Here is a 26605-nt window from a genome sequence, read left to right on the forward strand (position 1 = left end):
AAGGGGGAAGAAACATGAAGACCATGAATCCGGCACGACGCGGACTCCGCGTCGGCCTCGCAGCGAGCGCCGCCGCGGTGCTCCTGGGGCTCGGCCTCGCGGCACCGGCGGCAGCGGCGCCGCTGGTCGGCCCGAACGCCACCGGCTCGATCACCGTGCACAAGCTCGAAGCGCCCGACACCCCCACCGGCCTGCCGAACAACGGCACGGCCGTGGACACCGCCGGTCTCACCCCGCTCCCCGGGGTCGAGTTCCAGGTGCGGCAGGTCACCGGCATCGACCTGTCGACCAACAGCGGCTGGACGAACGCCTCGACGCTGTCGGGCGTGTTCGACGCCGCAGATCCCGAAGGCTCGATCACCGGCGCGGGATACACGCTCGCGGCGGGTTCGTCTCTGGTGACGGATGCCGCAGGTCAGGCGTCGTTCACGGGCCTCCCCGTCGGCCTGTATCTCGTCGAGGAGACCAGCTTCCCGGCGGGGGTGACGCCATCGGCACCGTTCCTCGTGTCGGTGCCGCTGACCGATCCCGACAACCATGACGCGTGGCTGTACGACGTGCACGTCTACCCGAAGAACGCCGTCACGTCGGCGACCAAGACCGTGGAGGATGCGGATGCCGTGCAGCTGGGCGATGAGGTGACGTTCACGATCACGTCCGATATCCCCAACGTCGACCCGATCGACGGCTACAAGATCGTCGACGTGCTCGACAGCAAGCTCGACTACGTCGCCTCCACCGTGACCCTGGCTGACGGCACGACGATCGCCGAGGGCACCGACTACACGATCACGCATGACGCCGCGACGAACGCCGTCACCGTCCAGTTCACCGCTGCCGGACGCGCAGTGCTCGCCGCCCACAACACGACACGCGTGGTCGTGGACATCATCACCACGGTGAACACGATCGGCGAGATCGTCAACCAGGCGCTCGTGTACCCGAACCTGCCCAGCTTCGACATCGAGCCCGGTGAGCCCGGCGGGCCCACCACGACCCCCGAGGTCGAGACCCGCTGGGGCGGCCTGACCGTGGAGAAGGTCGGACCGGGTGGCCAGGCACTCACCGGTGCCGTCTTCCAGATCTTCACGTCGGCCGCCGATGCGGCAGCGCAGACGAACCCGGTCACCCTGAACGGCGAGACGGAGTTCGAGGTGACTGACGCCGATGGCACGCTCACCATCACCGGCCTGCGCTACAGCGACTTCGCCAACGGGGCCACGGTCGCACCGGGTGACGCCGGGTACCTGCAGTACTACCTCGTCGAGGTGAAGGCACCTACCGGTTACGAGCTCCTCGCCCAGCCGATCGAGTTCACCGTCACCGCCGCCACCACCGCCGCGGGCATCGACCTGACCGTCACCAACGTGCCTCACAACGGCGGCTTCCAGCTGCCGTTCACCGGTGGCACCGGTACCGGTCTGCTCTACCTGGTAGGCCTCGGCCTCGTCGCCGGTGGCATCGTGTTCCTCGTCATCAAGCGACGTCGGAACGCCTGACCCGCATCGTGAGGGGAGGGCGGCCGTCGCCGGCCGCCCTCCCCTCACCCCCACCGCTGCATCAGGAGGAGATCATGACGACCACAGACGCGGGAGTCGCCACCCCGGCGCGGCGTGCCGAGCGGCGATGGTCGCGGGCCAACATCGTGGTCGGTCTCGTCGTCGTCGCCGGCACCTGCCTGGTCGCGTATCCGTCGGCAGGCGCGTGGGTCACCGACCTGACCCACGCCTCCACCGTGTCGGGATACGCGCAGGAGGTCGCTGCGACGGACGCCGACGAGCTCGACGACATCCTCGCGGCCGCGCGGCAGTACAACGCCGACCTTCCGGACGGCCCGCTCCGCGATCCGTACGTGCTCAATGCCGAGGGCGGTGCCGATGACACCCGCGATCAGCATTCGGACTACCTCGCCCAGCTCTCCCTGCGTCCGGACGCGCCGATGGCGCGCATCCGCGTCCCGGAGATCGATGTCGATCTGCCGGTCTACCACGGCACGGATGAGAGCACCTTGGCGAAGGGCATCGGGCACCTCTACGGCTCCGCGCTTCCGGTCGGGGGCGCGGGCACGCACGCCGTGCTCACCGGGCACTCCGGAATCCCTGGCGAGACCCTGTTCACCCGACTCGGCGAGGTGGAGATCGGCGATGCGGTCGTGGTCGAGGTCGCCGGCGAGAAGCTGACCTACCTCGTGGACCAGATCAAGACCGTGCTGCCCGATGTCGGCGATGACCTGCGACAGGTCGCGGGCCACGACTACCTCACGCTGCTCACCTGCACGCCCATCGGCGTGAACACGCATCGACTGCTGGTGCGGGCGGAGCGAGTGGAATCCACATCGGATGACGCGGCGCAGATCGCCCTGCCTGCGTCGGCGACATCGCCCGCGTTCCCCTGGGATGCCGCACTCATGCTGATCGGCGGATTCGCGATCGCCTTCGCCATCGCCCGCCCTCGCGCTGTGTCCTCGTAGTCCCCCGACCCCCACCCGCGAGGCACTCTCCTCTCCCCGGAGCCTCGCGGGTGGGCCTGTTCATGCATCGCGCGATGGCGCGGTGGACCATCCGTGCAGCGCGGCGGAACTCGCGGAGTCGGGGGAGACGGGCGAGCGGAGGTGCCTCCGTGCTGTGATGCCCTGTCTCCTCCCGAAACCTGCGATCCTCGCGGATCCTCTCCCCGACCTTCGCAGTTCTCGCCGTCTGAACGAATCGTCCGTGGCGGGATCGTGCATCCTCCCCTAGGGTGAAGGTGCATGCACAAGGGGATTAGATCGTCTCCGTCACCCCCAGATGACGGGCAGCCTTCCCCAGAGGCAAGACGATCCGTGCATGCGATTGGGCCCTCTCGAGTAGTTCAGTCCCCAATGGACTATTCGAGGGGGCCGCTCTCAAACATCTTCTCACTTTTTTTCGATTTGTCCCCCAAAAGGGGGACAAGATCTCGAAAAAAGGGTTAGGGTTGTTCCTGACGCACCCTCCGGTCGTCTTCGGCCCTCATCGCTCCCCCCGCGGTGAGGGCCACACCATTTTCCGGGGCCGGTGTCACCGCAGACCTGTCTTCCGATCGTCGACATCCGCGGATGTCGCTGAGATTCCGCTCGTGCAACATTTGGATTACCATCTGGCCGCGGCTATTCCCTTGAGGGCCTCCTCCACTAGCGTTAGCGATGTCGGGGCATACCTGCGTCGGCTTCTTCACCAGCAGAACAGGCAGTACATGAGCACCCAGGGCACGGTCAAGTGGTTCAACTCGGAGAAGGGCTTCGGCTTCATCTCCCCCGACGACGGCGGCGCTGACGTTTTCGCGCACTACTCCGCCATCGACTCCTCCGGCTACCGGTCTCTCGAAGAGAACCAGCGAGTCGAGTTCGACGTGGCGCAGGGCCCCAAGGGCCTGCAGGCTGAGAACATCCGCGCCCTTTGAGGCGGGCAGAGCACTGAGCTCCCCGATCGGAATCCGCGTCTTCGCGGCATCCGTCGGGGAGTTCTGTGCTTAGCGGGACTGATCCGGGTTCGGGGCGCGCGCGATGGAGCCGTCATGCGCCACGTGCAGGAGAAGGCGCGGAATGCAGGAGCTGCGCGCGGCGTCTCGTCCTGCGCGTCGCCGATGCCCCTGCACGTGGCGCTGCCGCGCGACGATCAGCGGAGAAGCAGTGCCCGGAGCTCGTCGACCGTGGATGCGCGGAACGCCGCGTCGTCGCCTTCGTGCGCCTCGCTGAAGCCCCATTCCACGAAGATCACGGGCACGCCGTTGGCGTTGCCTCCCTCGACATCGTGGTGGCGGTCGCCGATCAGCACCGGGAGCGACACGTCGGCGCCGAGCGCGGTCAGCCGACGCAGCGCCTCGGCCACGATGTCGGTCTTCGAAGCCAGCGTCGACTCGTCGGGCGTCGCGCCGACCGTGGTCAGGAACGACGAGCGCAGGTGGAAGTGGTCTATCAGCGCGTCGACCTGGTTCTCGGGCTTGGAGCTCGCCGTCGCCTGGGCGACACCGGCCGCATGGAGATCGTGGATGAGGTCTGTCACGCCAGGGTACGTCGCCACATCGGTCGTGTAGCCGTCGGCCTTGCCGAGCGTGCGATAGAAGGAGACCGCCTCGGCCGATTCCTCCGGGCTCATGCCGGCCTGGTCCTGGAACGACTGGAACATCGGCGGGCCGATCCAGTGGATCAGTTCTTCGCGGGTGGGGGCCGGCTTTCCGAAGTGCGTGAGCGCGACGTTCAAGCGACGGAGGATGCCGATCGAGGCGTCGACGATGGTGCCGTCGACGTCCCACAGCACGCAGGAGTAAGGGGAAGTGGCCATGCCTTCCAGCCTATGGGCTCGGCAGGTGCCGCCGACTCCTCCTGCACAGGTGTGCATCGCCAGACTGCCTCCACCTGACGGGTGGTTGCGGGGAACCCCTGGATCCGGGGCATGACAGGCTCGGACTCACAGAGCGAAACTGGAGGGGTGTTCGTGTCGGTGGAAGTCATCACGATGCTGGCGTGCGCCGTATCGATCATCGTCGCCTTCGTGAGCGGATGCGGGTGGCTGATCAGTCGTATGGACGCGCGGTTCGAGCGCATGGATGCGCGGATCGATGAGAAGTTCGCGGCGCAGGATGCGCGGATCGATGAGAAGTTCGCAGCGCAGGATGCGCGGATCGACGACAGGTTCGCGCGGATCGACGAGAGGTTCGCGCGGGTCGACGAGAGGTTCGTCGTCGTGGAGCACGAGCTGGCTGAGCTGAGGATTGCGATCGCGCGACTGGAAGGACCGCCGCGACGGTTGATCGGCCTGCACTGATGCCGCCGATGAGGCCGGAAAGGCGAGGGGATCAGAACAGTCGGGGGATACCCGACTCGATGCCCTTCATGTCGTCGTAGTCGAGCACGAGGCAGCGGATGCCACGGTCCTCCGCCAGCACACGAGCCTGCGGTTTGATCTCCTGCGCGGCGAACACCCCCTGCACCGGAGAGAGGTGCGGGTCGCGACCGAGCAGTTCCAGGTAGCGGGTGAGCTGCTCGACGCCGTCGATGTCGCCCCGGCGCTTGATCTCGACCGCGATCGCAGCGCCGTCGGCATCCCGCACCAGCAGGTCGACAGGTCCGATCGCCGTCGGGTACTCGCGGCGCACCAGCGTCGCCCCGTCTGCGATCCGGTCGACCTGCTCCGCGAGCAGGCGCTGCAGGTCGGCTTCGACGCCATCCTTCTGCAGGCCGGGGTCGACTCCCAGCTCGTGGGAGGAGTCGTGGATGATCTCGTAGATCTGCACGCGCAGCGCATCGCCGGTCTTCTTGTGGGTCACGCGCCAGACTTCGACGACGCCGGCGCTGGCCTCTTCCTCGCCGGGGTCCTCGGTGGAGAGCGAGCACGGAGGGCTCATCCAGTTCAGCGGCTTGTAGCTGCCGCCGTCCGAGTGCACGAGCAGACTCCCGTCGCCCTTGTGCACGAGCAGACGCGTGGCAAGCGGGAGATGGGCATTGAGCCGACCGGTGTAGTCGACCGAGCAGCGGGCGATGACGAGACGCACCCGTCGAGCCTAACCGCATCCGTGCACCCGGTTCGACGCTGCACGGCGGGTCAGCCGCCGAGCTGCCCGAGTGTGTCGAAGATCCCCAGCTCCGTCGCCGCGGATCGCGCGATCAGGAAGCCGATGATGCCGATGATCCACGCGGTGTTCTCGGCACCGGTGCGCTCCATCCACGCTGCGAAGCGCTCGAGGGGCCGCTGCACGAGCCGGGCGGCCACCAACCGCAGCACCAGCAGCACCAGCGCAGGGACGATCATGAGCACGCAGTAGCCGACGAGCGAGAGCACCCGCAACGGAGTGCTGACCCCTGCATCGGCGAGCATGGTCATCGCCACGATGTACGGCAGCATCGTGGCCACCTCGACGAGTCCTGCCGCGATCGCCACCCCCATCACGGCCGTGGCGCGCGTGCGCGGGTCGAGCAGACGCTCGCGCCACCGGGTGACGCGTCCGGGCGAGGACGTGCGTGGAACTGCGGGTCCTGTGTCAGCGGGGTGTGCCGCGGTGGGCGGTGTCGACGCCACCGTCGGAGGAGCGTCGACACCGGCTGTCGGTGCCGCAGCGTTCACCGACATCCCCGTCCCGGGGGAGATCCGCGCGGGCGGCACCGGTGCAACCGTCTGTCTCCCGGTGCCGGTACTCGAACCCGTGGGCATCACGAACGCCGTGATCAGCAGCGCCGCGCCCACGACGAGTCGGATGACGAGACCGAGCGGTGAGGAGAGGAAGTCGGCGGCCACGTCGACGACGTTCACGAGCCCCCACAGGAAGAGGAGACCGATCAGGAGGTAGAACGCCGCGATCGTCACCAGGTAGAGCAGGATCCGTCCTGCCCGCACCCGACCGGGGCTCAGGAGGAGGAAGACCGGGATGAGAAGGGTACCGACGCTGAGGCCGTCGAGCAGCGCCAGTACGGCCAGCGAGAGGGGCAGCGGGAGTCCGCCGAAGAGTTCCATGTCACCAGCGTGGGCGCGCGGACCGCATCAGCGGATCGGGCGAAAGTCTGGTCGTACATCGGCGTGCTCATCCTTTCGGCGGATGCGACGCAGGGAGATGTCGTGGTTGCATGAAAGACATGGAGCAGGCCACGGGGGAGCGGATCCGCAGCTGGTACCGCGCGCACCGTCCGACGGCGGATGCGCTGCTCATCGCCCTGTTCAGTGTGCTCGGTGCCGCGCTCGGGTTCGGCGGGATCTGGGGCATGTTCTCGCTGATCCCGACCGGTGCTTCGGCGTGGTGGACGCTCGCGACGGCACTCCCTGCGTGCCTGCTGGTGCTGACGAAGCGGCGCATCCCGATGATCTCGCTGGTGGCGGCCGCGGTGATCTTCGCGATCGACCTGCTGACGATCGGCGGCCTCGGACCGTTGATCGTCCTGCTCGATGTGCTGTGGACTGCGGCCTTCGTCGCATCGCCCCGAGCCCGAGTTCGCCTCCTCGGCGCGATCGCCGTCTCCGTGATCGCGATGTTCGGGGTGGCCGTGATCGTCTCCGACGCCTCGCTGCCCACCGCGTTCCTGGTCGCTGTGCAGTTCGGTGCGTTCGTCGGCACGGACTATTGGTGGGCGGTGGCGGTCTCGCAGGCGAACGAGCTCGCGGAGCTGCACCGCCAGCGCGCGGATGACGCCGCGGCGGCGGCGGCCCGCGACCGTGTCGAGGCCGTGCGTCGTGAGCGCGAGACCATGGCGAAGGAGCTGCACGACGTGGTCGCGGGCCACGTGCTGGCCATGGCGATCCGTGCCGAGGCGGCGCTGTCGAGCGCCCCTGACGAGGCCGGCGATCGTGAGGCCCTGCGTGCCGTCCGCGGCGCCGGGCTCGATGCGCACGCCGCGCTGCGTTCTCTGATCGCCGTGCTGCGGCGCGGCGACGGCGAGCTGTCTCCCACGCCGCGGCTCGCCGACCTGCCGGGGGTGCTGGAGGACGCCGAGCGGGCCGGACTCGACATCCGTTTCTCGGCGCCCGACCTGTCTCCCGTGAGCGATCCCGTCGAGCAGGCGATCGTGCGCATCGTGCGGGAAGCGCTGGCGAACTGCATCCGTCATGCGAGCGGAGCCGAGGTCGACGTCGCGATCGGCGAAGACGAACGGGGGATCGGTGTCGCGGTGCGGTCGCGGGGCGGTGCCTCTCTCGTCGTGGCTGACTATGCCGGCGGCGGATGGGGGCTGGCGATGCTCAGGGAACGGGTCGATGCGCTGGGTGGCGAGTTCTCGGCAGGCCCGGCGCCCGGCGGATGGACGGTGCAGGCGAGGATTCCGATGACGGTGCGCGCATGAGCGGGCCGACCGTGCTGCTCGCGGATGATCATGCGGCCATCCGCGCGGGGCTGCGCATCATCCTGGAGGGTCAGGGGATCGTCGTGGTGGGCGAGGCCGCCGATGGTGACGTCGCTGTGCGCAATGCGGCGGCTCTGCGTCCGGACGTGGTGCTGATGGATCTGCGCATGCCCGGTCGGGACGGTGTCGCGGCGACGCGCGAGATCGTCGAGCGAGGGCTCAGCGAGGTGCTCGTGCTGAAGAGTTTCGACGAGGACGAGCTCGTGTTCGGTGCGATCCGTGCGGGCGCCGCCGGCTTCCTCCTCAAGACGGCTGATGCGGCCACCCTGACCCAGGCGGTGCGGTCGGTGGCCGCGGGCGACGGCGTCCTCGACCCGAGGGTGACACGGCGGGCGCTCGCCGCGGCGGCGCTGAGCGTTCACGATGCGCCTGCGCGACGCCGAGAGCATCCCGAACTCACCTCACGTGAGCGCGAGGTGCTCGACGGCATCGCGCAAGGATGGTCGAACGCCCAGCTCGCCGAAAGGTTGAGCATCTCGGTGCCGACCGTGAAGACTCACGTGTCGAGCGTGCTCGCGAAGCTCGGTGCACGCAGTCGCGCGCACGCCGCTGCGCTGACGCGGCGTCCGCAGAGCTGACGGTCAGCTGGTCGTCACCGGAGTCTTCTCGTCTTCGCGGAGCGGGCGGGCGGCGCCGGAGAACAGGCCGGACGCCACCACCAGCGCGACCAGGATGAAGAGGGTGTTCAGCAGGCCGATGTGCTCGCTGATGAAGCCGAGCACGGGCGGTCCGCCGAGGAACGCCACATAGCCGATGGTCGCCGCCGCGCTGACGCGGGCCGCCGCCTTGGCGGGGTCGTCGGCGGCGGCCGACATCCCGAGAGGGAACCCGAGAGAGGCGCCGATGCCCCAGAGCGCGGCTCCCACCAGCACGAGAGGGAGGTTCGGGGCGAGGATGAAGAGCAGGATGCCGGATGCCGCGGCCACCGCGAGGATGCGCAGCACCGCGACGCGGCCGAAGCGATCGACGAGCGGTCCGCCGAACAGCCGCACCACGGTCATGCCCACGGAGAAGATGGCGAGGGCGACCGCGCCGGTTCCGGTCGTGAAGCCGTGGCCCTGCTCGGTGCCCAGGGCGATCCAATCGTTCGCGCCTCCCTCGGCGAACGCCATGCCGAGCATGACCACGCCGATCAGGTAGGTACGGGGTTCGCGCCACGCCTCGAGGGCGACGTGCATCCGCTCCCGCCAGTGCGGCTTCTCGGATGGCTCCGGATCGAGCGCGGCTTGCCGCGAGGGCACCTGGGAGAAGCAGGCGAACGCGAGCACGGCGATCAGCGCGCCCATGATCGAGGCGTGCACCGCGACGGTGAGCGAGAGCAGTGCGGCGAGAGCGCCGAGGCCGGCGCCGATCACGGTGCCGAAGCTGAAGAAGGCATGGAAGACGGGCAGGATCGTCTTGCCCATCTGCTGCTCGATCGCCGTCGCCTCGACGTTCATCATCACATCGAGACTGCCGTTGCCGAAGCCGAACAGCGCCATGCCGATGAGCACGATGGGCACCGATGCGAAGACGGTCGACCCGAGTCCCACCAGGGTGATGCCGAGCGCGAACAGCAGCGTCGTCAGCAGCATCCCCCGGCGAGCCCCGGTGCGCGCCATCACGGCGGGGCTGGTCGAGATGCCGATGATCGATGCGACGCCCATGCCGAGGAGGATGAGTCCGACCTGTGCGTTGTCGAGCGCGAGGTCCGCTTTGATGCTCGGCACCCGGGAGGCCCACGTGGCGATCGAGAGGCCGCTCGCGAAGAAGATCGCGAAGATGGCGGCGCGCCACCGGGCGAACTGGGAGCGAGTGAGAGCGGAGTCCATGTGGCACAGCATATCGAATCGATTCGACTCTGCCAGGCCGAGGGGAGCTATCCTCGAAGCATGAGCAGTCACGAGACGCCGCGCCGAGCGACGATCGCGGACGTCGCGCGAGAGGCGGGCGTGGCGACATCGACCGCCTCCGTGGTGTTCAGCGGCAAGGCCAAGGTCGCTGCAGCGACGCGCGAGCGCGTCCTCGCTGCGGCGGCGGCGCTCGGCTACGCCGGCCCTGACCCTCGTGCCGCCTCGTTGCGTCGCGGACGCAGCGGCATCGTCGCGGTGGTGCTCGAAGGTCATCTGCGTGCGGCGTTCCTCGATCCGGTCACCACCGCGATGATGGACGGCCTCACCGACGGTCTCGCCGAGCTCAGCGCCGGCATCCTGCTGATGCGCGACGAGCCCGGCGAAGACGGGTCTGCGCTGGCGAGTGCACCGGTCGATGCCTTCGTGCTCATCGGATGCTCCGGCCGCACCCGTGCCTCGCTCGAGATCGTGCGCGGGCGCGGCCTCCCTGTCGTCGTGATCGAGGGCGATGCGGGCGGCGACATCCCGCGCATCACGCTCGACAACGCGGCCGCTGCTGCCGATGTGGCGCGGCACGTGCGTGATCTCGGTCACCGCGACGTCGCCCTCGTCACGCTCGCCCTCGACGCCGAGCGCGAGCGCGGTCTCGTGACGCAGGAGCGGATCGCCACGGCGACGGTGGATGTGACCATCGACCGGCTGGCCGGGATGCGTGAGGTCTTCCCCGATGCGTCGGCGATCTCGGCATCCGGAAGCCTCATCGACGAGGGAGCGATCGTCGGACGCATGCTGCTCGCCGACCCTGCGACGCGCCCCACGGCTGTTCTCGCGCAGAGCGACCTGCTCGCGGTCGGAGTCATCCGCGCTGCGGAGGAGCTCGGTCTGCGCGTGCCGGAGGATGTCTCGGTCGCCGGATTCGACGGGATCGCGGTCGATGGGCTCGGCCCGCAGCTGCTCACCACCAGCGTGCAGCCCGCGGTCGAGAAGGGGCGCGCAGCCGGCGAGCAGGTCGCCAGGATGCTGCGCGGAGAGTCGGGCATCACGCAGCACCTGACGTGCCGTTTCCGCCAGGGCACGACGACGGCTCCTCCTGCGCGCTGAGGCGGGAGAGCCGTGGAGCCGGAGGCTCGCGCGGACGTCAGCTGTGCGGCGGGCCGAGCGGGAGCGACATGCTCCCGAAGTCGACGATCCGATATCGACCGCAGTCGATGACCTCCTCGGGCATGACGTCGAGCGGGAGCTGCCAGGCCACGGTCTGCGCATCCTCGACCAGGAACGACACCGCGCCGACGTCGAGATCGGTGCGGTTCACCAGCCACGCGTATCCGTTCAGCCGGTGATCCACCTGTACCAGCTGGGCGGGGTCGGCGAGGTGCAGCTTCGGGAGCCGCACGGTCCAGAACTGACCGGCGCCGGTGCGGCCGGAGGCGTCGACCCAGTCGGTGACGCAGGTGAGGTCGGCGTCGGGGGTGTGCACGGTCGAGGCGAGACGCGGGACGCTGAACGCGGATGCCGCCAGCAGCAGAGCTGCGCCGATCGCGATGAGCGGGCGGGGATGCGGGATGACGAGAGCGCGCGGCGCCGCCACGAGAGCGAGCACCGGAGCGAACGCGAGCGGCTGCAGGTAGCGGGCGGCATGGGTGCCCAGAGCGATCGCGCCGAGGACGACGAGCACCGGGATCACCCAGGCGGCCAGGGCGACCAGTCGCTCCGAGGGGTCGCGGCTGCGCGCCGAGCGGATCACCGCACCCGCGAGCAACGCCGCGGTGAGGAGCGTGCCGACGACCCCCAGTGGCGTGGACAGACGGTCGGCGAGAAGCCCGGTGTAGTAGCCGATCGATTGCGCCCAGAGCTCGGGTTGCGCATAGCCGGCCCCGGTGTTGGCGATCCATGCCGCGAACGGAATGCGTCCGACGAAGCCGAGTGCGGTGCCGCCGATGAGGACGCCGAGGGGAAGCAGCATCTGCGATCGAGCGCTCGATCGCAGCGCGAGCGCGGCCAGCACGACCGTGAGCGGGACGGTTGCCCAGACCGCGAAGAGCGGGTTCGACAGCGTGGAGAGCGCCGCGACGGCTGCCAGTGCGACGAGGAGGCCCGTTCCCTGCCGTTGGCGTACGAGGAAGCGGCGGATCAGGCCGATCGTGAGCACCACGGCGATCACCGTCGCGGAGTAGTAGGTCGTGGTGAGCAGGAGGGAGGCGAGTTCGAGCGCATCGCGCGAGGAAGACGTCTCGGTCATCGCGAGCGCCCCGAACACGGCCAGCCCGATCAGCGCCCAGGCCACCGGGGCTCCGTCGTCGCGCCGTCGACCGGCCACCAGTCTCAGCGCGCCGTACAGGGCGAGCAGATTGACGACGGCGTTCGCCGCGAGCACGCCGTTCACGTCGAAGGGGAGGGCGGCGTCGAGGCCGGCGAACACGGCCGCCTCCGGCAGGAACAGCACGCTCGACATCGCCCAGTGCGCGGGGGTGCCGGTGAGCCAGGACTGCGCGAACAGCGCGACGACGAGCGAATCCCCGTCGCGGAACAGCAGCTCGGAGCGACCGGATGCCGCGACCTGGCCGGTCACGATCAGGGCGATGGCGAGGGCGGTGAGCCAGCCCGCCAGCTCGCGCACCCGGACCCGTGTCATGTTCGATACTCTGCCACGACCTGCATCCTCGTCTGAATGATCTCTTTTCGTCGATTTCGATAGGCAGAATGCTGCGTCAGGACGGCGAAACCGGCCATTTGATCGACTCGGGATCGAACACTGCGCACCTGAGCGCCTCGATCGCCCGGTAAACTAGGGGTGACCTGCCCGCCTGTGCCATCTGGCCGACGAGCCCCAAGGAGCCGCGTATATGCTGACGCTCCTCGCCGTGTTCCTCCTCGGGTCGCTGTTGATGCCCGTTCTGGTGCGCTGGCTCGGAGCCCAGGCCTTCGCGATCGCCGCCCTCGTCCCCGCGGCCGCCTTCGTCCACGCGCTCGTGCTGACACCGCAGGTGCTCGACCCCGATTCGTCGCCGTTCGTGTCGGTTGCATGGATCCCGCAGCTCGGCCTCAACCTGTCGATGCACATGGACGTGCTCGGGTGGGTGCTCACTCTCATCGTCACCGGTGTCGGCGCCCTCGTGCTGCTCTACTGCCGCTGGTACTTCCACGACGACTCTGTCGGGATCGGTCAGTTCTCCGCCGTGCTGCTCGGGTTCGCCGGGGCGATGTACGGCCTCGTGCTCACCGACGATCTCGTGATGCTCGTGATGTTCTGGGAGGTGACGAGCATCCTCTCGTACCTCCTGATCGGTCACTACCGCCGCCGTGCAGCCAGCCGTCGTGCTGCGCTCCAGGCTCTCCTGGTGACGACGCTCGGCGGTCTGGTCATGTTCGTCGGCGTGGTGCTGCTGGTCGTGGATGCCGGCACCTCCAGCATCCGCGAGATCCTCGCGCTCGCCCCGACCGGTCCGCTCGTTGATGCCGCGATCGTGATGCTCCTGATCGGCGCGATCAGCAAGTCCGCGCTGTTCCCCTTCCACTTCTGGCTGCCCGGCGCCATGGCGGCGCCCACGCCGGTGAGCGCCTACCTGCACGCGGCGGCCATGGTGAAGGCAGGCATCTACCTGATCGCACGGTTCGCCCCGATCTTCGCCTTCAGCGCCCCGTGGCGACCGATCGTGATCACGCTCGGCATCGTGACCATGCTCCTCGGCGGCATCCAGGCGCTGCGCGAGACGGACCTCAAGCGCATCCTCGCCTTCGGAACCGTCAGTCAGCTCGGCTTCTTCGCTGTGGTCGTCGGCTACGGCACGCAGGCGGCCGCCCTCGCGGGGCTCGCGCTGGTCATCGGTCACGCGCTCTTCAAGTCGGCGCTGTTCCTGATCGTCGGCGTGATCGACCGCCAGTTGTCGACCCGTGACATCAACGAGCTCTCCGGAGTGGGTCGTCAGGCACCGGTGATGGCGACGGCGGCGTTCATCTCGGTGGCATCCATGGCTGGCGTGGCCCCGACCATCGGATTCGTGGCCAAGGAGTCCACCCTCACCGCGCTCCTCGACGATGCGCTGGCCGGCTCGCCGTGGGGACTCGTCGCCATCATCGGTGTCGTGCTCGGTTCCATGCTCACTGCGGCATATGGCCTCCGCTTCCTTTGGGGAGCGTTCTGGACCAAGCGCGACCCGCAGGGCGCACCGATGCCGACCACGGCGTGGCCCGATCCTCCGGTCGGCTTCCTCTCCGCGCCGATCATCCTCGCGGGCGTGACTCTCGCCGCGGGCATCGGTGCCCCGGCACTCGACGTCGCGCTGCACGGCTATGCGGCGACCGCGACGCCCGGACTCGACGCGGCGACGGGAGAGGCGACTGAAGGACCCGGTCACCTCGCTCTCTGGCACGGCTTCGAGCCGGCGCTCGGCATCTCGATCCTCTCGATCCTGCTCGGATTCGGGCTGTTCCTGCTCACCCGCCGCACCGGCTGGGACCGCAAGCCCCGCCTGCTGCGCTTCACGGCGGCGGATGTCTACTACCTCGTCGTCCGCGGTGTCGACCGGCTCTCTGTGCTCAGCACCACACTGACCCAGCGCGGTTCGCTGCCCGTGTACGTCGGAACGATCTTCGTGGTATTCGTCGCGGCGGAGGTCACGGCGCTCGTCGCGAGCGACATCGACCGTTTCCAGCTGTCCGCGTGGCACACGCCCGCGCAGATCGTGGTGGCGCCGATCATGGCCGCTGCGGGCATCTTCGCCGTCCGCGCCCAGAAGCGGTACACCGGCGTGGTGCTGGTCTCGGTGACCGGCCTGGGCATGGTCGCCCTGTTCGCGACCAGCGGCGCTCCCGACCTCGCCCTCACGCAGATCCTGGTCGAGACCGTCACGATGGTCACCTTCGCCCTGGTGCTGCGTCGGTTGCCGGCACGGATGGGCGAGCACAACGCCTCGGTCGGTCGCATCCCTCGTGCGCTGCTCGGCATCGGCGTCGGCCTGACGATGGCGCTGATCGCGGTCGTCGCCACCCAGTCGCGCGTCGCAGACCCGATCTCGGCCGCGTTCCCGAAGCTCGCCTACGAGATCGGCCACGGCAAGAACGTCGTCAACGTGGCGCTGGTCGACCTGCGTGGCTGGGACACCATGGGGGAGCTGTCGGTGCTCGTGCTCGCCGCGACCGGCGTCGCCTCGCTCGTGTTCGTCACGCACCGCGCCGACCTGCTCGCCGCCACCCGCACCCTGCCCCGCGCGACGCGGAAGTCCGCACGCAGCAGACCGCTGGTCGAGACCACCGAGGGCATCCGCTTCCAGACCATCGAGAACCAGGCCAGCCCGCGCGCGTGGCTTGTCGGCGGTCAGAAGATGAAGCCGGAGAACCGGTCGATCCTGCTCGAGGTGATCGTCCGCATCCTCTTCCACACCATCATCGTGGTGTCGATCTTCCTGCTCTTCGCCGGACACAACCTCCCCGGCGGCGGCTTCGCCGGCGGACTCGTCGCCGGCATGGCGCTGGTCATGCGCTACATCGCGGGCGGACGCTGGGAGCTGGGCGCCGCTGCGCCGACGGACGCAGGACGCCTTCTCGGTGCGGGTCTGATCCTGGCTGTCGGCACCGCCGTCATCCCCCTCTTCTTCGGCCTTGCGCCCCTCACCAGCTCGTTCTGGGAATGGGAGATCCCCGGTATCGGGCACATGGAGTTCGTCACTTCGACCATCTTCGACATCGGCGTGTACCTCGTCGTGATCGGACTCGTGCTCGACGTGCTCCGCAGCCTCGGGGCCGAGGTCGACCGACAGGCGCAGGACATGCGTGAGCGGGCGGTGAGCAGCTGATGGATGTCTCGCTGACCCTGATCGTGATCATGGCTGTGCTCTTCGCATGCGGCGTCTACGCGATGCTCGAGCGCAGCCTCACCCGTGTGCTGATCGGCTTCCTGCTGCTCGGCAACGCCACCAACCTGCTGCTGCTGATCGTGATGGGAGTGCCCGGCAACGCCCCGTTCTACGACGCCGAAGGCAGCGTCAGCGACCCGCTCCCCCAGGCGTTGACGCTCACAGCGATCGTGATCACCTTCGCGGTCTCCGCATTCCTGCTCGCGCTGATCTACCGCTCCTGGCAGCTCGGGCAGGCCGACACGGTCGAGGACGACGAAGCCGACATCGCCCTGCGCGAGCGCACCGACGCCGACGAAGACGTCATGGACGACGAGGGCGACACCGAGGACGACGAAGCCACCACCGACTTCGTGGGCGTGCAGACCGCGCCCATCACGGTGCTCCACATGCGCGACCACGCCTCCATCCAGGACGACGCCCCGACGGATCTGCCGTCCCGGCCTTACACGGGGACGGATTCAGAAGACGCCCGGCCTGAACGCCCCTCGGCGGACTCAGGACCCACGCAGCACGACGAAGGAGAGGACCGCACGTGACCGCGCTGGTTCCCCTGCTCGTCGGACTGCCACTGCTCGGCGCCGCCATCACGCTGATCTTCGGACGCAACGCCCGGCTCCAGGTCGCCGTCACGGTCCTGACCCTCGCCGCTGTCTCGGTGATCGCTGCCGTGCTGCTGGTCGTGGTGGATGCGGGTGAGCCGCTTGCCGTCTCGGTCGGCGGCTGGCCGGTGCCGTTCGGCATCGTGTTGTACGTCGACCGTCTGGCGGCGCTGCTGGTGCTCATCTCGAGCATCGTGCTGCTCGCGGTGCTCCTCTTCTCGATCGGCCAGGGTGTCGCCGACGGCACGGACGAGACCCCGATCTCGATCTTCAACCCTTCGTACCTGATCCTCGCGGCCGGTATCTTCAACGCCTTCATCGCCGGTGACCTGTTCAACCTCTACGTCGGCTTCGAGATCCTGCTCGTCGCCTCGTATGTGCTGATCACCCTCGGCAGCACCGAGTCGCGCATCCGTACGGGTGCGGTGTACATCGTCGTCTCGCTCGTGTCGTCGATCTTGTTCCTCGCCGCGATCGCCATGATCTACGGAGCCCTCGGCACCGTGAACATGGCACAGATCGCCGAGCGGATGACCGAGCTGCCGCAGGAGACGCAGCTGGTGCTGCACCTGATGCTGGTGATCGCCTTCGGCATCAAGGCGGCGATCTTCCCCGTCTCCTTCTGGCTGCCGGACTCCTACCCGACGGCGCCGGCCCCGGTCACCGCGGTGTTCGCGGGATTGCTGACGAAGGTCGGCGTGTACGCGCTGATCCGCACCGAGACGCAGCTGTTCGCCGACAACGACATCGACACGCTGCTGCTGATCGTGGCACTGGCGACCATGATCGTGGGAGTCCTCGGCGCGGTCGCACAAGCCGAGCTCAAACGGATCCTGTCGTTCACCCTCGTGAGCCACGTCGGCTACATGATCTTCGGTTTGGCGATAGCGACGCCGGCGGCGATCGGCGCGACGGTGTATTACATCGTGCACCACATCGTCGTGCAGACGACTCTGTTCCTCGCGGTCGGGCTCGTGGAACGTCGAGCGGGCAGCACCTCGATCCTGCGCGTGAAGGGGCTGCTCAAGGTCGCGCCCGTGATCGCCGTGCTCTACTTCGTGCCGGCCATCAACCTCGGCGGCCTGCCCCCGTTCTCCGGCTTCATCGGCAAGTTCGCTCTCTTCGAGGCGGCGGCATCCGTGGGAACCCCGCTCATGATCGTGCTGATCGTCGGTGGCATCGTGACCTCGCTGCTCACGCTGTACGCGCTGATGCGCGCCTGGAACCTCGCCTTCTGGCGCGAAGAGGAGGACTCCAGCGAGACCGAGGGGCGCATCTCCTACCTGGGCAACGCCCCGGCCGCCGACGAGCAGCAGGAGCGTCGCCGCATTCCGAAGATCATGACGTATGCCACGGCGGGCATGGTCGCTGTCACCGTCGCGCTGACGATTTTCGCCGGCCCGCTCTACGCCCTGTGCGACCGCATCGGAGCCACGCTGCTCGATCCGGTCAGCCTCGTGCAGATCCAGGATGAGGTGGGCGGATGATGGAACGCACCCGTCGCCACCTCTGGCGCGACATCGGCTCTCAGCTGCCTTTCCTCGCCTGGCTCGTCGTGCTCTGGATGCTGCTGTGGGCGCAGTTCACGGTGCTCTCGTTCCTCACCGGCCTCGTGGTGGCGATCTTCGTGACCCGCGTGTTCCGTCTGCCGACGGTCGCGCTGTCCGGGCGCATCAACGTCTGGTACGCGGCGCTCTTCGTCGTGCAGTTCCTGTTCGCGGTGCTGAAGGGCGCGCTGTACGTGACGGTGCAGGTGTTCGACTTCCGGCGGCAACCCGGAGCCGCGATCATCGCCGTGCCCCTGCGCTACGCGGATGACCTCGTGATGACGCACGTGGCCGTCACCTCGTCGCTGGTTCCCGGTTCGCTCGTCGTCGAGGCGGATCGCGACCGCCGCATCCTGTACCTGCACGTGATCGGCGTGCGCACTGCCGCCGACGTCGAGAAGCAGCGCGAGGGCGTGCTGGTCTGGGAGCGCCGTATCGTGCGTGCGCTCGGCAGCCCTGCGCAGTACCGTGCTCTCAGGGCCGACGAGCGTGCCGCGTCGAAGAAGGGCGGTATCCGATGAACGTGCTGCTGCTCCTGATCATGATCGTGTTCGGTGTCGCCGCGATCCTCACCCTCATCCGCATCGTGCGGGGTCCATCGATCCTGGACCGCGCCGTGGCCTCTGATGTGCTGCTGACCGAGGTCATGTGCGTGATCGGCGCGGAGATGGCCATCAACGGGCACACCCGGAGCATCCCGGTGCTGCTGATCATCGCCGCGGTCGGTGTGTTCGGGTCGATCGCCGTCGCGCGCTTCGTCGCGAGAAGGGACAACACGACGCCATGAACGTGTTCGGTCTGTTGATCCCCGACGCCGTGATCGACGTCGCGGTGCTCGTGCTCATCCTGCTCGGAGCGGTGCTGTGCCTGTCGGCAGCGGTCGGACTGCTCCACTTCCGCGATGTGCCCTCGCGACTGCACGCGGCCACCAAGCCCCAGGTGCTCGGCCTGGTGCTCATCTGCCTCGCGGTGGCGCTGTCGCAGCGCAGCGTCGGCGGTATCCTGCTCGGCGTCGTGCTGGTCGCGCCGATCGTGCTGATGCAGTTCGCGACCGCTCCGCTCTCGGCACACATGGTCGGACGTCAGGCCTACCGCAACGGCACCATGGAGCAGCGGACCCTCGTCGTGGACGAGCTCGCAGACTCGAAGCAGACTCCTCCCGGCGCCGGTTAGTCCGGTCGGTCTGGCGGGTGGGGCGGGCGCTCTTCGCGTTCGCAACTCCTCAAAACCTGGCGGGCGGACGCCGATCTGCCCCCGACGGACCTGCCCAGGGCAACATCTTGAGGAGTTGTGAACGGCAGTTCAGCCGCCACGGCCTCTCGCGCAGTGCTCCTGCACAGACGCCGCGCGGAGGTCTGTTCGTCCGGATCGGCGTCGATCGTCGTCGGGGGCACTGCATTGTGCTGAGACTGTTGGGATGCTTCCGCAGCACATCGTCGCCGCACGCGCCACAGACGTGGGTAGGCGCACGGTCTACACCAGGGCAGATCTGATCACGGCGGGGATGCGCGGGAGAGACATCACCACGAGCGTCCGCGCCGGGCATCTGCTGCGGGTGCGGCGGGATCGGTATGTCCTGGCCGACACGGATCGCGACATCATCGAAGCTGTTCGGATCGGGGGTCGTCTCTCGTGCCTCTCCCTCCTCAGGAGTCTGGGCGCCTTCGTGCATCGGTGCGAGAGGGTTCATGTGGCCGTCGAGCAGGGAACCTCCCGTCTTCGCCCCGTCGACCAGGAGCGTGCGATCGTGCACTGGGTCGCTCCTTCGGGACGGGGGTCTCCGCTTCACGCCGCTCCGCTGCTCGATGCCGTAGGCCAGTCCGTGCGGTGCCAGCGGCCGCGTGCCGCAGTCGCGACTCTGGACAGTCTGCTTCACCATGGCCTCGTCACGAGCGCGCAGCTCGAGGAGCTCTTCGCGGCAGGCGCGGAACTCTGCCGAGCGCGGAAGCGGAGCCTGGCGGAAATGAGGAGTTGTGAACGCCCATCGCGTCAGAGGGCGTCGGTGAAGCGCTGGATCAGGCGCGCGGCGGGCTCGGAATCGCTGATCAGCGTGCCGTGACCATGGTCGGGGATGACCTGGAGGTCGGCGCCCGGGATCTTGTCGATGATCTCCCGGCACCAGCTCATGGGAGCGAGCGGGTCGCTCTCGCCGCGCAGCACGAGTACCGGCACATCGATGCGCGCGAACGCCTTCTCCGGCTGGTGCACGATGGTCGCCTTCATCTTGCGGATCAGATGCGGACCGCCGCGCAGATACTCCCGCGCTCCCCGCCACAGCACCTCCGGTCTCTCGCCCACCAGGTCGCGCAGCAGGTAGGTCGCCTGCGCGCGGATGTTGCGGGCCGCCTTGTTCACGGTGGGGCCGGCGAGGATGACGCCTTCCACGAGCGAGGGATGACGCGCCGCCAGCTCCGCCGCGATCTGACTGCCCATGGAGTGACCGATCACCACGACCTTGCCCGCGTCGAACTCACGCAGGTAAGAGGCGACGAGGTCGGCGTGCCGCTCCATCGTGAACGTGCGGGAGGGCTCCGGGGCCTCGCCGAAACCGGGAAGGTCGAACGCGATCATACGACCCTTCAGCTTCTGCACGACGTCGAGGTAGACGCTGCGACCCATGCCGATGCCGTGCAGCAGGACGAACGTGTGCGCGCCATCGCCGAAGGTCTCGGCGATCAGACTCGCGCCGCTGCGCTCGAACTCGACGAGGGTCACGGGAACGCCCTTCGGGGCGAGCAGACTTTTCGGCACTCATCAACGGTAGTCGACGCGCCGGGATGACCTTCGACAGACTCGGGCTCCAGGCCTCGGGCTCAGCCCTTCGGCGTCAGCACCAGGGTGTCGACCGACGCCGCATCGACGGCCTTCGCCGAGAACGCCCACGGCTTCTGAACCCCGGCGGCCCAGTCGGCCGTCTGGTCGATGTAGTGCTCGTGGAACGCGTGGCCGGAGGCGCCGGTGAGGTGATTCCACGTCGAGGCGTCGAAGTCGGCGAGGTCGACGACCATGCGCATCGATGGCACGGTCGTGGTGGCGTAGCTCTCGCCGAGGTTCCACCCGGTCGCGTTGACCACCGAGGCGCCGCCGCTGACGGGGAAGGGGCCCCGGTTGAAGAGGGCCTCGACCGGCGCGATGCCGGACGAACCCAGAGTGTCGCTGGTGAGGGTGATCGCGTGCAACGATCCCCAGTTCCAGCGCGACACCACATCGCCCTGCAGCCCGGCGAGCTCGTCGTAGGCCTGTTCGGCCGAGAGCGCCAGCATCTCGTCCCTCCCGGCGACGTCGATCTTCTCGTTGGTCCACAGCGGATCGGAGGGGTCTTCGAGCATCTCCGAGACGACGGTGAACAGACGGCTCTGATGACTGATCGGCAACGGCTGGTCGCGCCTCGCGAAGATGTTCTGCACGAGATTCGACCACAGCACGTTCGCGTACGCAGCGCCGGCGGACGATGCCGTGTTCTGCGCATCCCAGCTGCGCAACAGCTCGACCGCCTCCTTCGGCCCCTTCCCCGAGACCTCCACGTCGCCGAGTGCGGATGCCAGCTGCTTGCCGATCCACATCTCGCTGTCCATCTGGATGTCACGCATGTCCTGGGCTGTCAGGGGCGCCACCGCGGCTCGCCGCTCGATCAGGTGGGCGATGCGCGCCGCGCGGTAGCCGTAGTCCCAATCCTTCGAGAGGAAGTAGTCGTAGTCGTCCGTCACGATCGCGTTGTTCGCCGTGACGATGTAGCCCGATGTCGGGTTGTACGACACCGGCAGGTCCTCGAACGGGATGAAACCGGTCCAGTCGTAGCTGCTGTCCCACCCGGGCTGGGGGAGCCAGCCATCGCCGGCGCCGCGGATCGGCAGGCGACCGGGTGTCTGGTAGCCGATGTTGCCCTCGGTGTCGGCGTAGATGAGGTTCTGCGCCGGCACATCGAAGAGCGACGCGGCGTAGCGGAAATCGTCGAAGTCCTGCGCGGTCGACAGCGCGAAGATGGCGGTCGCCGCGGTTCCGGGGTCGAGCGCGGTCCAGCGCAGGCTCACGGCGTATTCGGCGCCTGACGACTCCGCGCCCGGTGCCGGCTCCGATGCCCCACCGGCCGCGAGCCCGGCGGAGGGGTCCTCGGCGATCGCGGTGAAGTCGTCGGTCAGGCCCGAGATGATCGGTCCGTGCACGGTCGAGCGGATGGTCAGCTCGATGTCATCCCCTCCGGCCACCTTGATGGTCTCGGTGCTCTCGTCCAGTGGCACGAGCGCGCCGTCACGCCAGTACTGGTCGCCCTCGATGCGTTCGACGTAGAGGTCGGTGACGTCGGTCGTGAGGTTGGTGAAGCCCCAGGCGACACTCTGGTTGTGGCCGATCACGATGCCGGGGAGTCCCGAGAATGAGAAGCCGCCGACGTCGAACGGGCACGCCTCGTCCACCGTCGAGCACTTCAGCTGCACCTGGTACCAGACCGAGGGGAGCGAAGCGCCGAGGTGCGGGTCGTTGGCCAGCAACGGAAGCCCGGTCTCGGTGAGCGCCCCCGACACGACCCACGAGTTCGACCCGATGCCTTCGCCGACGTCGCCGACCAGGATGCTCGCGGCTTCGACCACACTCGACGTCTCTTCCCAGTCCAGCGTCGTCGTGGCCAGCTGGATGTCACCGTCCTGCTCCGGCACGGTCGTGAACGCGGCCTCGGCATCGGTGCCGAGGGCGGGCACGGTCGAGATCTTGGGGACGATGACCGGGTTCTCGTCGAACGGGTAGGCGGGGTACAGCTTCTCGAGCATCGCGGCGGTCTCGGCGGCGGCATCCGGATCGGCGGTCGCCCCACCGTCGAGCTCGGCGGCCAGGAGCGCGCGCTCCGACTCGTCCTCGACGTTGCCGCGGAGGTCCCAGGCCATCGCCTTCAGCCAGGCGACCGAGTCCGCCGGCTCCCAGGGCTCCGGGGTGTAGTCGGGATTCTGCATGCCGATCACGGCATACTCGAGCGAGAGCTCGGCGCCGGAGCGCGACGCGAGGTAGGCGTTGACGCCATCCGCGTAGGCCTCGTAGTAGCCGAGGGTCTTCTCGTCCATCGCGGCGACTTCCGCCTCGGCCACCTTTCGCCATCCGAGCGTGCGCAGGAATGCATCCGTCCCCACCTGTGACTCCCCGAACATCTCGGCGACGCGGCCGGAGGTGACATGGCGGCGGAAGTCCATCTCGAAGAAGCGGTCCTGTGCATGCACGAAGCCCTCGGCGAAGAACAGGTCGTCCGTGGAGTCGGCGGTGATGGTCGGGATGCCGCGATCGTCGCGCTGAACCGTGACCTCGGATGCGAGCCCGTCGAGCGTCACGGTGCCCGCGGTCTGGGGGAACGAGCGCTGGATGGTCCAGGTCACGAAGAACGCGGCAGCCACGGCGACCACGATGATCGCGGCCAGCACCAGGAAAGCGATCCGCCCGATGCGCGGGCCCCAGGGGCGGCGCGCGGGAACGTCGATGGGCTGCGAGTCTGTCGTCATCGTCGAGAGCTCTTTCGGGTAGCGCGGGGAACTCGGTTCCACCGAGTCCGGGTGCGCGTTTCGGGGACGCGCTCTCGCATCTTATACACACCCGGTCCGCGTGCGGGGGTCGCGCCCCCGCACGCGGGCACTCACCCGATCAGGCTCGGCTGCAGATCGCGCAGCGTGCGGCGGTGCGTCATACGGGTGACCCCGAGCATCGCGAACAGCAACGCGCCGACGAGCCACATGCCCAGCACGGCGAGGTCCCAGCCCGCGCGGCCGAGGTTGCCGCCGTACATCAGCTGGCGCATCGCGTCGACCACGTAGCCCAGCGGCAGCACGTGGTGCAGCGCCGCCAGGGGCGCAGGAAGGGTCTGCCAGGGGAACGTCCCCCCTGCCGTCACCAGCTGCAGCACCATCAGCACGAGACCGAGGAACTGCCCGACCGAGCCGAGCCAGACGTTCAAGGCGAGGATGATCGCCGCGAACGTCGCCGAGGCGAAGATCATCACCCCGAGGGTGCCCAGCGGATGGTTGAAGGTGAAACCGAGCGTGATCGCGAGGATGCCCATCAACCCGACCATCTGCACCGCTCCGAGCATGGCCGGCGTCAGCCATCCGGCCAGCGTGATCCGGATCGGCGAGTGCAGCGCCGTGACCGCACGGCGCGAGATCGGCTTGACGATCAGGAACAGCGCGTAGATGCCGATCCAGGCCGATAGCGCGGCGAAGAACGGAGCGAGCCCTGCGCCGTAATCCTCGGCGGAGGCGACCTTGTCGCTCGACACCGTGACCGGGTCGGCGATCGTGTCGGCCTGCAGGGTGCGCAGTTCGGGAGTGGAGGCCGGGATCGCGTCGACTCCGTTCGAGAGCCCGTCGCGCAGTTCGGCCGTGCCGGAGGCGAGTGTGCTCAGGCCGTCGCGCAGCCGTGCCGCGCCGTCGTTCGCCGCGGCCGCTCCGCTCGCGACGGTGCCGGCTCCGGTGGCGAGGTCGGAGGCGCCGGAGGCGACGGATGCCGCACCCGCGGCGAGCTGGTCGACCTTGCCCACAGCGGCCTGCACCTTGCTGTTGCCGTCCTGCAGACGCGCAGCCAGCGGGTCGAGCCGGGCGAGCACCTGGTCGATCTCGTCCTGGCTGAGCCCCTGATCAGCCAGGACGGTGGCGATGTCGGTGCGCACCTGGGGAAGCGCATCGGCGGCCTGCTGCACCGCCGATCCCGCACGATCGGCGACGTCGGCGAGCTGCCGGTTGCCCGCGCTCACCTGCTGCGCGCCGGAGGCGAGGGTCTGCGCCCCGGAGGCGAGCCGGGCGGTGCCCGAGGCGAGCTGCGCTGTGCCGTCCGCGAGCGTGGAGCTTCCGGAGGCGGCGCTGTTCGCGCCGTCCGTGAGCTTCGACGCACCGTCGGTCGCGGTGATGAGGCTGTCGCGCACGTCGCTCAGGCCGGTCAGCAGTCGCTCCGCCGCTTCGCTGCCGACCATCTCGGCGACCGAGCTGCGGATCTTCTCGACGGCCTGGGTGCCCATGGAGGAGGCCAGGTAGTTGTTCGCGTCGTTCGTCTCCAGGTCGATGCGGGCCTGGCGCGGATCATCACCCGCCGCCGAGGTGAGTGCGGTGGAGAAGTCCGCGGGGATCGTCACCGTGAAGTCGACCGTGCCATCGCGCAGGGCGGTCGCGGCCTCGTCGGCCGACACCCGCTGCCAATCGAAGGCGTTGCCCTCGATCAGGTTCTCGGCGACGTCCTCGCCGTAGTTCACGGTGTCGCCCGTCGGCGCGTCGTTGCCCGTGGTCGGTGCGGGGGCGCCCTCGTCGGCGACCACGAGCGCGACCGGCACATCGGGGAACTTCGCGTAGGGGTCCTGGTTCGCCCACAGGTAGAGGCCGCCGTAGAGGATCGGCACGCACACGAGCGCGATGAGCGCGATGATGCCCATCTTGCTCGCGGTGAGACGCCGCAGCTCGGCGGCGATCATGGAGGGAACCTTCATCGCGCGGCTCCGTTCTCGGTCGTGTCGGTGTCGGATGCCGCGGCAGGGTCGGGTGCAGCTGCGGAGTCCTCGTCGAAACCGGGACCATCGGGTGCCGTCTCGGCGAGTTCCGCTTCGACACGCCGAGTGTCGTCCGGGGCGTCTCCGTTTTCGGGTGCTTCGACAGGCTCAGCAACCCAGGGGTCTGGTTCCGCATCCGCCGGTGCCTCGAGCACCAAAGGCTGCACAGGGCCCGAGGCGTTGATGGCCTCGAACTCCTGCATCCGCTCGAGGGCGACGGCGGCCGAGCCTCCGATGATCACGAGCATGGCGTAGCCGCGGTCGGCGAACTCGCCGGCGATGCGCCACCAGCCGTCCGGGCTCCCGCCGTGGCGGTCGGGGGCAACCAGCACGACGCCGTCGACGCCGTCGCGCAGCACGGCCAGTTCGCACAGGATGCGCACGCGTGCGGCGGGGTCGATGTTGCCGATCGGGGTCGCGGCGAGCTCGTTGTAGCCGAGCTGCGTGAGCCACCGCCGGGCGTGCAGGGGCGTCGCGCCGACGCCGGCGAACATGAGCTCCTCGCCGACCACGCCGGCGAGGGTGATGTCGGGATGGGGATCGCTCACGTCAGGGGCGTCGACCAGCGCGATGCGGCGGCGGAGCTCCTTCGGGTTCGCGGTGTCATCGATGGTGACCCGGCCCGTGTCGGGCTTCATCCGTCCGCTCGCGATGAGACCGAGCACCGTGGGGCGCTGTTCGGTCTCGGCGAGGGCGAAGCGCACGGCGCCGCTGTGGAACTCCAGGCTCATCGAAGGGAGCGCCTGCCCTGCGCGCCCCTTGCTCACCTCCTGCAGTGTGATCCTCATGCGTCAGCCTCCGTGTTCGATGGTGCACCGATCTCGGGGTGCGCGGCGAGCAGTTCGTCTGCTTCGCGCCACGACAGTCCGGCGATGCTCAGGACCGTGCGCACGGCGATGTTCGCCGCTTCCGTGCGGGTGGCATCCGTGCGGGAGACGACGGTGCGGGCCATCTCCTCGATCAGGCGGGCCAGCGTGGGTGCGGTGAGGTCGGTGCGGAAGCTGCCGTCGTCCTGACCGCGTCGCACGAGCGCGGCGACTGTGCGGCGCAGCGGGGCGAGCGCGGCGCCGGTGTGCTCGACATGCGCCTCGTCGAGGGCGAGGGCGGCGGCGACCTGCACATGTGCGGCCTCGTGCCACAGCAGGGCGGCGAGCCGGGCGAGCGCGAGGCGGGCGTCGCTGTCGGTGACGGTCGCGGCGATCGCGTTGAAGCGCTGCGCGCCGTGCGCGATGAGCTCGCGGATCAGGGCGTCGCGGTCGTCGAAGTGGCCGTAGAGCGTGCGGCGCGAGAGGCCGGCGCTGCGGGCGATCACGTCGATCGAGGCGTGGGGGTCGACGGCGAGTGCGGCGCGGGCGGCGGAGAGGATGCCGGCGCGGTTCTCGACGGCGTCGCGGCGGGGTGCGCGGGTGGTCATGGGTCCAT

Annotated in this window: 23 protein-coding genes; 13 read left to right on the forward strand and 10 right to left on the reverse strand. The window is 68.8% G+C overall.

The window, feature by feature from the left end:
* The first annotated feature begins 14 nt into the window (after positions 1–14).
* The 3 genes from KZC51_RS03090 (at position 15) to KZC51_RS03100 (ending at position 3420) form a co-directional block, all read left to right on the forward strand.
* Positions 15–1499 (forward strand): SpaH/EbpB family LPXTG-anchored major pilin, encoded by a 1485-nt coding sequence (locus tag KZC51_RS03090; protein ID WP_247628549.1) that lies wholly within the window; start codon positions 15–17, stop codon positions 1497–1499.
* A gap of 74 nt (positions 1500–1573) precedes the next feature.
* Positions 1574–2470 (forward strand): class C sortase, encoded by an 897-nt coding sequence (locus KZC51_RS03095; protein WP_247628550.1) that lies wholly within the window; start codon positions 1574–1576, stop codon positions 2468–2470.
* A 743-nt stretch (positions 2471–3213) separates the two neighbouring features.
* The gene (locus tag KZC51_RS03100; RefSeq protein WP_247628551.1) at positions 3214–3420 is read left to right on the forward strand and encodes a cold-shock protein; all 207 of its coding nucleotides are present in this window, start codon (positions 3214–3216) and stop codon (positions 3418–3420) included.
* 215 nt (positions 3421–3635) lie between these two features.
* Here KZC51_RS03100 and KZC51_RS03105 read toward each other — a convergent pair whose 3' ends face one another.
* Complete coding sequence (locus tag KZC51_RS03105) at positions 3636–4301, reverse strand: HAD hydrolase-like protein (protein ID WP_247628552.1); 666 nt, start codon at positions 4299–4301, stop codon at positions 3636–3638.
* 153 nt (positions 4302–4454) lie between these two features.
* Between KZC51_RS03105 and KZC51_RS03110 the strand changes: the two genes are divergently transcribed.
* Positions 4455–4784, forward strand: a complete 330-nt coding sequence (locus KZC51_RS03110) for a response regulator (RefSeq protein ID WP_247628553.1) — start codon at positions 4455–4457, stop codon at positions 4782–4784.
* 31 nt (positions 4785–4815) lie between these two features.
* Here KZC51_RS03110 and nucS read toward each other — a convergent pair whose 3' ends face one another.
* Together nucS and KZC51_RS03120 are read right to left on the reverse strand one after the other, a co-directional pair.
* Positions 4816–5511: an endonuclease NucS gene (nucS, locus tag KZC51_RS03115; protein ID WP_247628554.1), complete on the reverse strand. Its 696-nt coding sequence runs from the start codon at positions 5509–5511 to the stop codon at positions 4816–4818.
* A 50-nt stretch (positions 5512–5561) separates the two neighbouring features.
* Positions 5562–6467, reverse strand: coding sequence for a GAP family protein (locus KZC51_RS03120; RefSeq protein ID WP_247628555.1), 906 nt, complete (start codon positions 6465–6467; stop codon positions 5562–5564).
* A 110-nt stretch (positions 6468–6577) separates the two neighbouring features.
* On the opposite strand from KZC51_RS03120, the gene KZC51_RS03125 reads away from it, so the two are divergent.
* Positions 6578–7783, forward strand: coding sequence for a histidine kinase (locus tag KZC51_RS03125; protein WP_247628556.1), 1206 nt, complete (start codon positions 6578–6580; stop codon positions 7781–7783).
* The gene (locus KZC51_RS03130) at positions 7780–8421 is read left to right on the forward strand and encodes a response regulator (RefSeq protein WP_247628557.1); all 642 of its coding nucleotides are present in this window, start codon (positions 7780–7782) and stop codon (positions 8419–8421) included. The genes KZC51_RS03125 and KZC51_RS03130 overlap by 4 nt, the downstream gene beginning before the upstream one ends.
* Before the next feature lie 3 nt (positions 8422–8424).
* Here the strand turns inward: KZC51_RS03130 and KZC51_RS03135 are convergent, their stop codons facing one another.
* Positions 8425–9654 carry an MFS transporter gene (locus tag KZC51_RS03135; RefSeq protein WP_247628558.1) on the reverse strand — a complete coding sequence of 410 codons (1230 nt, stop codon included), beginning with the start codon at positions 9652–9654 and terminating at the stop codon, positions 8425–8427.
* A gap of 60 nt (positions 9655–9714) precedes the next feature.
* Between KZC51_RS03135 and KZC51_RS03140 the strand changes: the two genes are divergently transcribed.
* A complete protein-coding gene (locus KZC51_RS03140) occupies positions 9715–10776 on the forward strand; it encodes a LacI family DNA-binding transcriptional regulator (RefSeq protein ID WP_247628559.1) in 1062 nt (353 codons plus the stop codon).
* Positions 10777–10813: 37 nt separating this feature from the next.
* On the opposite strand, the gene KZC51_RS03145 is transcribed toward KZC51_RS03140, so the two are convergent.
* Positions 10814–12307, reverse strand: coding sequence for a hypothetical protein (locus KZC51_RS03145; RefSeq protein WP_247628560.1), 1494 nt, complete (start codon positions 12305–12307; stop codon positions 10814–10816).
* A gap of 211 nt (positions 12308–12518) precedes the next feature.
* On the opposite strand from KZC51_RS03145, the gene KZC51_RS03150 reads away from it, so the two are divergent.
* From KZC51_RS03150 to mnhG, 6 genes are read left to right on the forward strand one after another with little or no spacing between them, the layout of a single operon-like run.
* Positions 12519–15467, forward strand: a complete 2949-nt coding sequence (locus KZC51_RS03150) for a Na+/H+ antiporter subunit A (protein ID WP_247628561.1) — start codon at positions 12519–12521, stop codon at positions 15465–15467.
* Entirely contained in the window at positions 15467–16066 is a 600-nt protein-coding gene (locus KZC51_RS03155; RefSeq protein WP_247628562.1) for a Na(+)/H(+) antiporter subunit C, read from the forward strand. Before KZC51_RS03150 ends, KZC51_RS03155 begins: the two co-directional genes overlap by 1 nt.
* On the forward strand, positions 16063–17616 hold the full coding sequence (locus tag KZC51_RS03160; RefSeq protein WP_247628563.1) for a Na+/H+ antiporter subunit D: 1554 nt from the start codon (positions 16063–16065) through the stop codon (positions 17614–17616). The genes KZC51_RS03155 and KZC51_RS03160 overlap by 4 nt, the downstream gene beginning before the upstream one ends.
* Positions 17613–18197 (forward strand): Na+/H+ antiporter subunit E, encoded by a 585-nt coding sequence (locus KZC51_RS03165; protein WP_247628564.1) that lies wholly within the window; start codon positions 17613–17615, stop codon positions 18195–18197. Before KZC51_RS03160 ends, KZC51_RS03165 begins: the two co-directional genes overlap by 4 nt.
* Positions 18194–18463, forward strand: a complete 270-nt coding sequence (locus KZC51_RS03170) for an MrpF/PhaF family protein (protein WP_247628565.1) — start codon at positions 18194–18196, stop codon at positions 18461–18463. The genes KZC51_RS03165 and KZC51_RS03170 overlap by 4 nt, the downstream gene beginning before the upstream one ends.
* Positions 18460–18849, forward strand: coding sequence for a monovalent cation/H(+) antiporter subunit G (mnhG, locus tag KZC51_RS03175; protein WP_247628566.1), 390 nt, complete (start codon positions 18460–18462; stop codon positions 18847–18849). The genes KZC51_RS03170 and mnhG overlap by 4 nt, the downstream gene beginning before the upstream one ends.
* Positions 18850–19665: 816 nt before the next feature.
* Here mnhG and KZC51_RS03180 read toward each other — a convergent pair.
* The 5 genes from KZC51_RS03180 to KZC51_RS03200 form a co-directional block, all read right to left on the reverse strand.
* Positions 19666–20427 carry an alpha/beta fold hydrolase gene (locus KZC51_RS03180; RefSeq protein WP_247628567.1) on the reverse strand — a complete coding sequence of 254 codons (762 nt, stop codon included), beginning with the start codon at positions 20425–20427 and terminating at the stop codon, positions 19666–19668.
* A 62-nt stretch (positions 20428–20489) separates the two neighbouring features.
* Positions 20490–23156 carry a penicillin acylase family protein gene (locus KZC51_RS03185; protein WP_247628568.1) on the reverse strand — a complete coding sequence of 889 codons (2667 nt, stop codon included), beginning with the start codon at positions 23154–23156 and terminating at the stop codon, positions 20490–20492.
* Positions 23157–23287: 131 nt separating this feature from the next.
* A complete protein-coding gene (locus KZC51_RS03190) occupies positions 23288–25123 on the reverse strand; it encodes a YhgE/Pip family protein (RefSeq protein WP_247628569.1) in 1836 nt (611 codons plus the stop codon).
* Positions 25120–25971, reverse strand: coding sequence for a hypothetical protein (locus tag KZC51_RS03195; RefSeq protein WP_247628570.1), 852 nt, complete (start codon positions 25969–25971; stop codon positions 25120–25122). Before KZC51_RS03195 ends, KZC51_RS03190 begins: the two co-directional genes overlap by 4 nt.
* On the reverse strand, positions 25968–26597 hold the full coding sequence (locus KZC51_RS03200) for a TetR/AcrR family transcriptional regulator (RefSeq protein WP_247628571.1): 630 nt from the start codon (positions 26595–26597) through the stop codon (positions 25968–25970). Before KZC51_RS03200 ends, KZC51_RS03195 begins: the two co-directional genes overlap by 4 nt.
* Positions 26598–26605 lie beyond the last annotated feature (8 nt).

It is taken from the genome of Microbacterium croceum (assembly GCF_023091245.1).
Classification (GTDB): Bacteria; Actinomycetota; Actinomycetes; order Actinomycetales; family Microbacteriaceae; genus Microbacterium; species Microbacterium croceum.